The sequence below is a fragment of the Thiocystis minor genome, assembly GCF_016653465.1.
Lineage (GTDB): Bacteria > Pseudomonadota > Gammaproteobacteria > Chromatiales > Chromatiaceae > Chromatium > Chromatium minus.
Window position 1 is genome coordinate 23,892 of record NZ_NHSQ01000090.1, and the last position, 12,012, is coordinate 35,903.

Annotated in this window: 10 protein-coding genes; 4 read left to right on the forward strand and 6 right to left on the reverse strand. The window is 61.7% G+C overall.

Annotated elements, in window-relative coordinates:
- Positions 1-12: 12 nt before the first annotated feature.
- Both CCR95_RS12930 and CCR95_RS12935 read left to right on the forward strand, forming a co-directional pair.
- Entirely contained in the window at positions 13-4,401 is a 4,389-nt protein-coding gene (locus tag CCR95_RS12930; protein WP_201094963.1) for a CHASE domain-containing protein, read from the forward strand.
- Entirely contained in the window at positions 4,388-5,308 is a 921-nt protein-coding gene (locus CCR95_RS12935) for a diguanylate cyclase (protein WP_201095226.1), read from the forward strand. Before CCR95_RS12930 ends, CCR95_RS12935 begins: the two co-directional genes overlap by 14 nt.
- On the opposite strand, the gene cysZ is transcribed toward CCR95_RS12935, so the two are convergent.
- From cysZ to CCR95_RS12965, 6 genes are all read right to left on the reverse strand, one after another.
- Entirely contained in the window at positions 5,305-6,489 is a 1,185-nt protein-coding gene (gene cysZ, locus CCR95_RS12940) for a sulfate transporter CysZ (protein WP_201094965.1), read from the reverse strand. The genes CCR95_RS12935 and cysZ overlap by 4 nt on opposite strands.
- A 30-nt stretch (positions 6,490-6,519) precedes the next feature.
- Positions 6,520-6,816, reverse strand: a complete 297-nt coding sequence (locus CCR95_RS12945; protein WP_201094967.1) for a hypothetical protein — start codon at positions 6,814-6,816, stop codon at positions 6,520-6,522.
- 53 nt (positions 6,817-6,869) lie between these two features.
- Positions 6,870-7,052 carry a hypothetical protein gene (locus tag CCR95_RS12950; RefSeq protein WP_201094968.1) on the reverse strand — a complete coding sequence of 61 codons (183 nt, stop codon included), beginning with the start codon at positions 7,050-7,052 and terminating at the stop codon, positions 6,870-6,872.
- A 54-nt stretch (positions 7,053-7,106) separates the two neighbouring features.
- Positions 7,107-7,826, reverse strand: coding sequence for an alpha/beta fold hydrolase (locus CCR95_RS12955; protein WP_201095228.1), 720 nt, complete (start codon positions 7,824-7,826; stop codon positions 7,107-7,109).
- Positions 7,823-8,677 carry a GTP cyclohydrolase FolE2 gene (gene folE2 / locus CCR95_RS12960; protein WP_201094969.1) on the reverse strand — a complete coding sequence of 285 codons (855 nt, stop codon included), beginning with the start codon at positions 8,675-8,677 and terminating at the stop codon, positions 7,823-7,825. Before folE2 ends, CCR95_RS12955 begins: the two co-directional genes overlap by 4 nt.
- 190 nt (positions 8,678-8,867) lie before the next feature.
- The gene (locus CCR95_RS12965) at positions 8,868-10,232 is read right to left on the reverse strand and encodes a V-type ATP synthase subunit B (RefSeq protein ID WP_201094970.1); all 1,365 of its coding nucleotides are present in this window, start codon (positions 10,230-10,232) and stop codon (positions 8,868-8,870) included.
- A gap of 170 nt (positions 10,233-10,402) precedes the next feature.
- On the opposite strand from CCR95_RS12965, the gene CCR95_RS12970 reads away from it, so the two are divergent.
- Together CCR95_RS12970 and CCR95_RS12975 are read left to right on the forward strand one after the other, a co-directional pair.
- Entirely contained in the window at positions 10,403-10,906 is a 504-nt protein-coding gene (locus CCR95_RS12970; protein ID WP_201094971.1) for a hypothetical protein, read from the forward strand.
- 98 nt (positions 10,907-11,004) lie between these two features.
- Positions 11,005-11,859: a DUF4743 domain-containing protein gene (locus CCR95_RS12975; RefSeq protein ID WP_201094972.1), complete on the forward strand. Its 855-nt coding sequence runs from the start codon at positions 11,005-11,007 to the stop codon at positions 11,857-11,859.
- The last annotated feature ends 153 nt before the right edge of the window (positions 11,860-12,012 follow it).

Genomic DNA, 12,012 nt, shown 5'->3' on the forward strand with positions numbered 1-12,012 from the left:
GGACGATCCATCATGTGGCGTGATCGCTTCCTGCTCACTCGGCTCCTGCCCTGGCTCGTGCTGGTCGCCGGTCTTGTCGTCGCTTACGCGAGCTGGTTCAACGCGCGGCAGGATGCCCTGGAGCAACTCCAGGCGGAATTTGAATATCGCGCCGACGAGATCCTGGACGGCATTCAGGATCGTCTGAGTCGCTACGAAGAGATCCTGCGGGGCACGGCGGGCCTGTTCAATGCCTCCGAGACGGTCACGCGCGAGGAGTTTCGGGAGTATGTCAACGCGCTGAATTTGCAGCAGCGTTATCCGGGCATCCAGGGCATCGGTTTCGCGCGCTGGATTCCGGCTCACGAGAAGGCCGCGCATCTCGACCGGGTCCGCCGGGAAGGGTTCCCGGAGTATCGGATCTGGCCCGAGAACGACCGCGAAGACTGGACCTCGATCCTCTATCTGGAACCCTTCGCCGACCGCAATCTCCGCGCTTTCGGCTATGACATGTATTCGGAGCCGGTGCGGCGGGCGGCCATGGAACGCGCGCGGGATCGGGGCGAACTGGCGATCTCCGGCAAGGTCACGCTGGTGCAGGAGACGGAACAGGACGTTCAGGCCGGTTTTCTGATGTACGTGCCGCTGTACGTCAAACACGCGCCGCAGGCGACCCCGGACGAACGCCGGCGTCACCTCTTGGGTTGGGTCTATGCGCCGTTTCGCATGAACGATCTGATGCGGGGCATTCTCAAGGATCACTACGAGGACATGGGTCGCTCCATGAGCCTGGCCATCCATGATGGAGACTCGTCTGCGCCGATGGCTCTGCTGTTCGCTTCCGATCTCGAAAAAACGACTGACCGGGCGGCCTTTCGCGTCGAGCGGGAGATCGAGATCGCCGGGCATCGTTGGTTCGTCGTGATTCGCTCGCTGCCCGGTTTCGACGCAAGACAACCGAGTGAGCGGGCAACCTATCTCGCGATCCTCGGCGGCGTTGGGACGATCGCCCTGACCCTGGTGGTCTGGCTTCTGGTCCACGGTCGCGCGCGCGCCCTGCGGATCACCGCCGAGCTGACCCGCGAGCTGTCGGAGAGCGAGGCGCGCTACCGTCAGGCGTTCGAGGTCAACAGCGCGATCAAGCTGATGGTCGATCCGGAAACCGGACGGATCGTCGATGCCAATTCGGCGGCGGTCGCATTCTACGGGTATCCGCGCGAGCGGCTCCTGTCGCTCTCCATCACGGACATCAATCCGCTGCCCGCCAAGTCGATGGTCCGCGGAATGGCACAGGCCGTGAGCGGAGCCAAACGGTATTTCCAATTCAAGCATCGCCTGGCCTGCGGCGATCTCCGCGACGTGGAAGTCTATTCCGGCCCGGTGACCGTCGGCGGGCGCACCCTCCTGCATTCGATCGTGCATGACATCACCGAGCGTCGGAGGATCGAGGCGGCGCTGCTCGCGTCCGAGACCATGCTGCGGACCGTCTACGATCTGGTGCCGATGGGGATCTCCATCACCGATCCCTCGGGGCATATCGTCGATTGCAACCGGGCCTCGGAAACCCTGCTGGGCATCACGCGGGACGAACATCTCCAGCGGGATTATGACGGCAGGGAATGGGCGATCATTCGCCCGGACGGTTCGCCGATGCCAGCGGAGGAATACGCCAGCGTCCGCGCGATGGTCGAACAGCGAACGGTGCGCGACGTCGAAATGGGCATCGTCCAACCCGAGGGTGTCACCTGGATCTCGGTCAGTGCCATGCCCTCCAATCATCCCGACTATGGGGTGGTTATCGCCTTCGTGGATATCACGGAGCGCAAGTGGGCGGAAGAGACGCAGCGTCAACTTGCCGAACGCCTGCGACTGGCGACCGAGTCCGGCGGCATCGGGGTGTGGGAGTGGGACTTCGGCGACAACCATCTGATCTGGGATGCGCGAATGTACGCCCTTTATGGCCGGCGGGAGGAAGATGGCGTCGTTTCTTATGCGGACTGGCGGGGCTGGGTACATCCCGAGGATCTGACTCGAACCGAGGCGAGTCTCGAACGCGCGCGGCAAGAAGGCGATCTGTTTCGGGAGTCATTCCGCATCGTCTGGCCGGATGGCACACTACGCTTTCTCGCGGCCTCCGGCAAAGCGATCCGGGATGCGGCGGGCAGACCCCGCCGGATGATCGGGGTGAATCGGGACATTACGGAACGCCGGCGGGCCGAAGTGGAATTGCGCGAGAGCGAGGCGAAAACGCGCGCCATTATCGACGCCTCGCCGGTGCCCCTGGCCATCGGCTATGCGATGCGCGACATCACCTATCTGAATCCGGCCTTCGTCGCGACCTTCGGCTATACGCTGGAAGACATTCCGACCTGGGCGGATTGGCGGCGCCTGGCCTATCCCGATCCGAATTATCGCCACTGGATCGAAAATCTCCTGTCCGAAGGTCTGGCAAGGATTCAGTGCGAAGGCGGATCGTTCGAGCCGATGGAACTGAACGTCCGCTGCAAAGATGGCCTGATCCGCACGGTGGTCATCGCCCGGGCCGCGCTGCCGGGTCAATCCTTCGAGGACGTACATCTGGCGACTTTCCATGACGTGTCCGAACTCAAGCGGGCGCGCGAACTGGCCGAGGAATCGGCGCGGATCAAATCCGAATTCCTGGCCAACATGAGCCATGAAATCCGCACGCCGATGAATGCGATCATCGGCTTGTCCCAACTGGCGCTGGATAAAGCCTTGTCTCCCGACGTGCGCGACGATCTGGAGACGATTCACCGCTCGTCGCGGAGTCTGCTGCGGATTCTGAACGATCTTCTCGATTACTCGAAGATCGAGGCGGAGCGGATGACCATCGAGCAGGCCGACTTCGATCTGGACGAATTGCTGAAAACGCTCCAGGCGTTGTTTGCCTTCGCCGCCGAGGAAAAGGCGCTCGCTTTTCGGATCGAGGTCGCGCCCCAGGTTCCCCGTCGTTTGATCGGAGACGCACTGCGTCTGCAACAGGTGCTCGCCAACCTGCTGGGCAACGCCATCAAGTTCACGGAGCAGGGCGGGGTTTTGCTGCGGATCACCGCGCTTGCGGTCGACGAGACGCAGGCCCGGTTGCGCTGGCGGGTGGAAGACAGCGGGATCGGGATGTCGCCGGAAACGCTGTCCGGTCTTTTCCGGCCCTTCGCCCAAGCCGACGGATCGATCTCGCGACGCTTCGGCGGCACCGGCCTGGGGCTGGTCATCAGTCGTCAACTACTGTCCTTGATGGGCGGCCAGTTCGAGGTTGAAAGCAGTTCCGGCATCGGAAGCGTCTTCGCGTTTGACTTGACGCTGGAACGGGCCGCCGCGCCCGCGTCCGACCAGGAGACGCCGCCCTGGAGCGGCTGGACTGGCGCGGAGCGCCGTCACCCGCTGGCGGGCGCGCGGGTCTTGATCGCTGAAAACGACCCCGTCAACCAGCGAATCACCCGGCAATTGCTGGAGCGTTCGGGCATCGAGGTCGCCTTGGCCGAGCATGGTGAGGCGGCGCTGGACCGGCTGGCGAGCGAACGCTTCGATGCCGTCCTGATGAACGTGCAGATGCCGGAGATGGATGGGCTGACCGCCACCCGGCGGATTCGCGAGAACGCATCGCTGGCGGCGTTGCCGGTGATTGCCTTGACCGCGGGCGTGACCGCCGGGGAACGCCAGCAGGCGATGGACAGCGGAATGAACGATTTCATCGGCAAGCCGATCCATCCCGACGAACTGCTGACGACGCTCGCGCGCTGGATCCTCGGGCCGGACGCGAGCGACCTCGGTGCCTTCGACACCCCGGCCGCGCCTTGGATGCCCGTGTTGCCCGGATTCGATCTCACCGATCTCGCGATCATCTTGGAGGATCGAGCGTCCGTGATCGATCTGCTGCGCCAGTTCGCCGAGACGATTCGCGACGATCTGGACGGGATCGGGGGCGCGCTCGCCGCCGGTGATCTTCAGCGGACCTGTCAACGTCTGCATCAGCTCAAGGGCGTCTCCGGCAATGTCGGCGCCATCGAACTGGCGGCGGCGGCGGAGCGGCTTGACACCGCTCTCGGAGAGGGGAATGATCCGACACCCGCGCTGGAAGCGTTGCGTCAGGCGTATGCCCGAGCATTGGACCAGATCGCGGCACTCACCGACGAGCCGCCATCCGCCGACGCGACGGACGCGTCCTCCGAGGCGCTGGTGGAACTGGCGAGCCGAATCAAGGCGCTGCTGATTGGGATGGACTTGATCCCCGATCAGCTGCTGGAGGAACTGGAGGCGACGGTGCCAGCCCGCGACGCGGCGCTCTACCGCGCCTTCAGACGCCAGGTTGATCAGATCGACTACCGGAAGGCGAGAGCATGTCTGGAACAGTTGATTCATCGCAAGCAGGGATCCATGGACACCGATGATGACAGCCAATGAGACGATTCCCGTTGTATTGATCGTCGACGACGTACCGACCAATATCAAACTGCTCGCCAGTGCGCTGCGGCAGGACTACCGGGTCAAGGTCGCCAGCCGTGGCGAGGACGCGCTGCAAGGCGCGCGGCTTGAGCCCCAGCCCGATCTGATCCTGCTGGATGTGATGATGCCGGACATGGATGGCTACGAGGTGTGCCGGCGCCTGAAAAGCGATCCGGTCACCGAGTTCATCCCGGTGATTTTCATCACGGCCCGGGATACGGACGAGGATCAGGAGCTGGGATTTAACCTGGGCTGCGTGGATTACATCACCAAGCCGTTTTCGGTTCCCATCGTGAAGGCGCGCATCCGCACCCACCTGCGACTCAAGCGACAGGCCGACGCGCTGGAAAGACTGTCGCACATCGATCAGCTCACGGGCCTGGCGAACCGCCGCCAGTTGGCGACCACCTTCGAGATGGAATTGAAGCGCGCGGCGCGCGAGGGCATGCCGCTCTCGATCCTGATCGTCGATATCGATCATTTCAAGGATTACAACGATCACTATGGGCATGGCGCGGGCGATGTCTGTCTGCGCCAGGTCGCCTCGTCCTTAATGAACAGCCTGTCCCGGCCAGGGGATCTGGTCACCCGCTACGGCGGAGAAGAGTTTGTCGTCATTCTGCCCATGATCGACAGCGCCGCCGCCTATGCACTGGGCGAACGACTGCGCGAAAACATCGTGCAACTGAACATCCCTCACGCCTTTTCGAGCGCCGCATCGGTGGTGAGCGTCAGCATCGGCGGAACCACGGCGGAACCCCTGGTCGACGCCGACTCGCCCGAGAGTCTGCTGGAAAGGGCCGACAAAATGCTCTACCGCGCCAAGGAAATGGGGCGCAATCGGACGGTGTTGACGACGACTTAACTCATCAAAACCTGCTTGGCCTCGTTGACTTTCGCGGCCAGATAATCCGACCCGCCGCGATCCGGATGTAGTCGTTGCATCAGCCGCCGATGCGCGGTCTTGATTTCCACTGGCCCGGCTTCCAGAGCAATCCCCAGGATGGCGCGCGCCTCATGGCCGTCCATGGGGGATGCTTGAGGTTGGGGCGCGGCTTCGGGCCGATGTCTTGGCGGCGGTTCGTCGATCCGATGGCCGCGTTCGCGCGACAGATACACCTCCAATGCCTCGGCCGATTCTGCGTCCGTGAGATAACAGGTACGCAGCAGTTCCAGCAGATCCTCGGTCGCGGTTTGTTCAAGCGCCTGGCCCTGCAAGGGTCCGGCGAGAATCTCACCGCTGATCCGCCCCGAAAGATGATTGATCGCCAGCAGGACATAGCGGGTCGCGACCTTGGACTCATGGGGTCCCTGATAGTTGGTCGCATCCTTGAACTCGCGCACCCACATGGCGGTCGCGCCCGCGACCGCGCTCGGCATCAGCAGAAAATTGAGCACGGGGATCATGCCCATGCCCGCCGCTGCGGCGCCGAAGCTCAGGCTGAGCGTCCGTCGTCCGCGCAGCCGGCGGCGCATCTCGCGGAATTTCAGACCGTGATTCCCCATGGGGTAGTCGCTGTACTGGACGACTAAAATCCAGGCAGTATAGAGAAACCACAAAACAGGTCCGATCACGGGAACGAACAGCAGAAGCAGAAAGGGGATCGCCCAAAGCAGGGCATAGACAATCTTCCCGAGCTCGTCGAGAAGGGTCGGAATCAACTCCGCGAGTAGCCGTGCATAATCGTTCTCCTGCTCCAACGGCTGGCCAGTCAGGACCAGTTCGACCTTTTCGGCCAGCAGACTGTTGAATGGCGAGGCAATCAGGTTGGCGACCAGGCTGAAGCCGTAAAACACCAGCACGAGCAGCAGCAGAACGAAGACCGGCCAGAGGATCCAGTCGAGCCAGCTCAGCCAACTCGGCACGCTGGCTTCCAGGCTTCCCATGAGCCGCTCGAACTGGGTGACGCCGACATAGAGGGCGCCGGAGAACACCAGGATGTTGACCAGCAGCGGAATCAGCACGAAGCGCCGCAGTCCGGGGCGGGCAATGAGCCGGAGGCCCTCGAACAGATAGCCCGCGCCAGAGATGGAGTGGTTAACCATGGGTTGCTTTGCTCTTGATGAAGGGTTCGCTCACGAAACCGACAAAACCTCGGCAAGAATGTCGGCAATCTCGTCGATTTCATCGATGATTTGCGCGGGTGCCTGGCCTTGGATCGCGAGATTTCGGATCAACGTCACGAGCGGCGCCATCCGTTCCAGATGGCGCACCGTCTCCCAACTCATTGCTTCGTCGGTGTGAAACAGCAGTTTATCCCAACCTGCGAAACCGGCCTGCTCGACGAGCGTCGCCCGCAAACATTCCCAGGCACCCTGGAGATCGGAGAGGAGCGTTTTTTCGTAAGCGGTCGGTTCGATGAAAAAGCTCATGGTCCCGATGCGATGGCTTGAGTGGGCAAACGCCTCGCGTCTCAAGACGCGGCTTAGGCGCGATCCTTGGGTGAGGTCAGCATGCCCAGGAGCGTTGCCGCGAGACTGAAAAATCGGAACAGCACCTTGAATCCCCATTCGGCGATCAGGATGCGCGGGTTATTGTCCTCGGCCTGAAGATAGTCAGTCGCGGTTTGGCGATGTTCGGCGCGCGGTACGTTGTTATTGCCTTGCATGATCGGGTTTCTCGTCGGTTGGTGTTCGGCTTGATGAAGAACGATCACAAAAAATTATAAGAGATCGGCCAGAAGATCGGGAGATTCCAGCAGCGGATTGTGGCCGATACCCTCCAAGACTCTCAGATCGGTTGTCGGACGGCGTTCCGCGACCTGACGCGCGATGCGCAGAAATTTGCTGTCTTCTCCGCCCACGATCCAGCGCAACTGTCCCGGAAAACGTATCAGATCATCCCAGGTGCTGGGCATCTCCGCCAATCCCAGCCGTTCCAGGCAACTCGCCAGACCCTCGGCCCGTTGGTTCAGGCGGCATGCCCGCTGTCGGTCAAGGACCGAGCGCGGCAGATGATCTTGGGTGGCAAAGAGCGGGAGCTTCTCCCAGCCCTGGACGAAGGCCTCGATCCCCTGCGTCCGCAGGAGTCGAATCCACAGCCGATCGGCCTCGCGTCGCTGTTCTCGGAGCCGGGGATCCGTGAGTCCCGGATGGGCGGAAAGGATGGTCGCGGCACGGAAGCGTTCCGGGGCGGCCTGGATAAGCCCCAGCGCGATCCGTCCACCGAACGAGTAACCGACCACACGCTCGATGCTGGTTGGCAGTTCCTGGAGAAGGGCATGAATCTCGTCGCGAAAGGTTCCGCGCGGATCGCCCCTGCGGCCGTGACCGGGGAGATCGATTGCTAGCCGGGCGCGATCCTGGCCGATCAGCGTTCGCCAGTCCTCCGCGCAGCCGGTGAAGCCATGTAGCAGCAGGCAATCCGGCGAAAGTTCGCTCAGCGCGCTGTCCCAGCGACGTTGGACTCGCGCGTCTTGTCCCGTTCGATCAGGGCATAGGCCGAATGGTTGTGGATGGACTCGAAATTCTCCGCTTCCACGACATAGGCCGCGATGCGTGCGTCTTCGTTCAGACACTTGGCAACGTCGCGCACCATGTCCTCGACAAATTTGGGATTGTTGTAGGCGCGTTCGGTGACGTACTTCTCGTCGGGCCGTTTCAGCAGGCCGAAAAGTTCGGAGGATGCCTCCCGTTCGATCATCTCGATGATCTCTTCGAGCCAGATGAAGCCCTGAGTGCGCACCTGAACCGTCACATGGGAGCGTTGATTGTGCGCGCCATAGGCCGAGATTTTTTTGGAACAGGGACAAAGGCTGGTGACCGGAACCAGTACCTTGATCTCCAGGGTCGGCTGACCGTGGCGGATCTCGCCGATAAAGGTGACGTCGTAATCGAGCAGGCTTTCGACCCCCGAGACCGGTGCCTTTTTATTGACGAAGTAGGGAAAGCGCATCTCGATATGTCCGGCCTCGGACTCCAGGAGTTGCGACATCTCGGTGAGCATGTCCTTGAACGAGTCGACGCTGATCTCGCGCTCGTGGTTGTTCAGGATCTGCACGAAGCGCGACATGTGCGTGCCCTTGAAGTCGTGCGGGAGGTACACATACATGTTGAAGTTCGCGACCGTGTGCTGTTCGGCACCGCCGCGTTCACGCACCCGTACCGGATGGCGGATGTCCTTGATACCGACCTTGTCGATGGCAATGCGGCGGGTATCGGCGCTCCCCTGTACGTCGGCGATATCCGTGCCAGCGAGGGTTGCACGGCAGTTGGGTTCGAGCGCTTGCTCCATGGGTTACTTCCTCGACGGGTCGTCAAGCTGTCTATCGTCGCTTAACTGGGGGCTGACGGGTAAAAAAACAGCGTGAAAGGGTATTGTGGGGTGTTTCGGTCGCGCGGACTCGTCGGTCATTGTGCGCCGTTTCCGGCCATGGCCAGGCAACGGTCACGGGAACCGACAGGGGCAATCGCCGATTCGGCGGCTATGCCGCCATGTTCGACAGCTCGGCGTCGAGTTTCGGGAAGTATTTTTCGATCAACGCTTCTTTCATCAGTAGTGTCTCGGGCTCGAAGCACTCGGCCAGGGTCTGCCAGCAGAGATCCAGGGCCTTTTCGAGCGGCAGACTGATCTCGATGCTCATGAAGCGCTCGCGGAAGAGTTGTCCGAACTTGAGCAGTTGGAGATCGAAATCCGATAGCTCGAAGGCCATCGCCTGTTTCTGTTCGGCATCCCGGGCGCTGGAATAGAAGCGGATCATGGTGTTCATGATCTGGCCGTGGTCCTCGCGGGTGACCTTGCCGATCACATGCTGTTTCAGGCGCGATAGCGAACCGAAGGGGTCCAACTCGCCATTGTGCAGATAAAATTGACCCTCGGTGATATAGCCGGTGTTGTCCGGAACCGGATGGGTCACGTCGTCGCCCGGCATGGTAGTGACGGTGAGAATGGTCAGCGAACCGCCATCTTTATAGTCGGCGGCCTTCTCGTAGCGGCGCGCCAGTTGCGAATAGAGATCGCCCATGTAGCCGCGGTTGGAAGGCACGGCCTCCATGGCGATGCCGACCTCCTTCATGGCGTCGGCATAGGCGGTCATGTCGGTGAGCAGCACCAGCACCCGCTTGCCTTCCTCGACCGCGAACTTTTCGGCCACCGCGAGCGCCATGTCCGGAACCAGCAGACGTTCGACCACCGGATCGGAGGCCAGGTTGACGAACATCACGGTACGGGCGAAGACGCCAGCGTCCTCGAAGCGGCGCAGAAAAAAATGATAGTCGTCGAAAATCAGTCCTAACCCGCCGAAGACGACAATGTCCGCATCGGCCTGGATGCCGATGCGCGCCAGCAGTTGGTTGTAGGGTTCGCCGGCGACCGAGAAGATCGGGATTTTCTGACTTTCCACCAGCGAGTTGAAGATGTCGATCATGGGCACGTCGGTGCGGATCATCTTGGAGGCAAGCAGCCGCCGCGCCGGATTGACCGAGGGACCGCCGATCGGGAGCTTGGGATCCTGCGACAGGTCGGGGCCGGTATCCAGCGGCTCGCCGTCGCCACGGAACACGCGCCCGAGGATGTTCGACGAGTAGGTGACCCGCATCGGATGCCCGAGGAAGCGCACGGAAGCCTCCGTTGACAAGCCCTTGGTACCGGCGAAGACTTGCAGGGAGACCATGTCGCGATCCAGCTTGATCGCGCGCGCGAGCGAGGTGAATCCGCCTGGATCCTCGACCAGCGCCAGATCGTCGAAAGCGACTCGTGCCTGCTCGTTCGCCGAGGGCGGCACGCGAACCTTCAGAATGTCCCCGACGATTTCCAGTACCTTGGAGTAGCGGGCTAGGGTTTGAGCCAATGTACCGAACCTCGGAATGAATCTCTGAGGACATTGTATACATTGGCGGAGAAGTCGGACAATAGATCTCATGGCGATCGGTGACGTGCACGTATCCTGTACAGGCATGGGACCGAGAGAAGTCGGACCTGCACCTTGCTCACTGAATCATTGAACGAGACGGATGAAAAATGCGAATACTTGCGATAATTTCCGGTTCGATCCTGGCGTTGGCCGTTACCTCGATCAGTGCACGGGAGGTGATCACGGCCAGTGACCAGCCGACGAAGCCAGTCGACTCTGCCAGCGCTGACCCGGTTGGAGCGCAGGAAACCCGCGAGACGGGCGGCGGCCAGTCTTCAGCCGACATTCCCGCTCGTTTAAACAATCCAGGCGCGGCCAACCCCGGTGTTGAGCCGCCGATGCCTGAGTCGATTCAGGCGGATATCGAGAAGCCACTGGATCCCACGCGCATGGGATCCGTCCCGACAGGGGATGGCTCCGGGGCGGTGCCGATGCAACCCAGCCCGGATCCGTTCATGGCGCCGCGGCAGAAAAGCTCTCCGACTCGGCTGACGTCCCGCCTGATGACATCCAAGCGATCGCTGCTCACGACCCGTCTCGGCAGCTCGGCAAAGGGATCGAAGGAACCGACCGTTCGCCAGAAAGGGCTGCGCAGCACATTAGACGATTGATCCGCAAAGTAGAGGGTTGGCGCGATCGCCCAGCGCCTCGATGGAGATTTCTTGATGACCGCATCCCGCAACTCCGCCGACCCCAAGGGGTTGGCGCAATGAGTTTCCTTGACAAGATTCACGCCTGCAACACTTGGAATCCGCGGGACTTCCTGCCCTTTCTGCTGGATGGCGAACGGATTGGCAGTCTCCGTCCGGGCGCCGCCGAGCAGCTCCGGCGTTGGCCGGCGCAGTTCCGAGTCGCAACCGACGCGGTGCACTGGTCCGGCGCACCCGCTGATTTCACGGGACGGACCGCTGTGCTGGCGGAGGTGGTCCAATGTCTCGCGGAGGAGGGGGTAGTCAGTCATCTCCATGGTGAGCCGTATCCGGTCACCGCCGGACATCGGGAGCAGGCGCGGTGTCTGATCGATCGCGCCAGCGCGCCGTTTTTTGGCATACGCGCGTTCGGGCAGCATCTGAATGGGTTTGTGCGCACTCCGCACGGGATCGAGATGTGGATCGGTCGACGCTCGGCGGATCGTCGTCTGTACCCTCGGTGTCTCGATAATCTGGTCGCCGGCGGCCTTCCCCATGGACTCAGTCTGTCTGAAAATCTTCGCAAGGAATGCGCGGAGGAGGCGGGGATGTCGGGCGCGCTGGCCGATCAGGCCGTGGCGGTCAGCGCCGTGACGTATTGCCGGGACTCGGAACGGGGACTGAAGCCCGATGTCATGTATTGCTACGATCTGGAGTTACCCGAGGATTTCGCGCCCCGCTGCACGGATGGCGAGGTAGAGACCTTCTACCGCCTGCCCGTCGAGGAAGTGCGCGATTTGGTCCGCGACACGGGGGAATTCAAACTCAATTGCAATCTGGTGATTATCGATTTCCTGATCCGTCATGGCCTGCTTGCGCAGAGCGACCCAGAGTATCTGACGATACTCCGGGGGCTACGCGCGGATTTGCCCTAGTGCTTCGCTGCTCAAGTTCCGAGACCGGGGCATTGTCGTTGTCGTTGTCGTTGTCGTTGTCGTTGTCGTGCTCGTTGTCGTGATCGTGATCGCGGTCTCGACATGGCGAATATTCGATTACGACAACGACAACGACAATGACAACGACCTGAG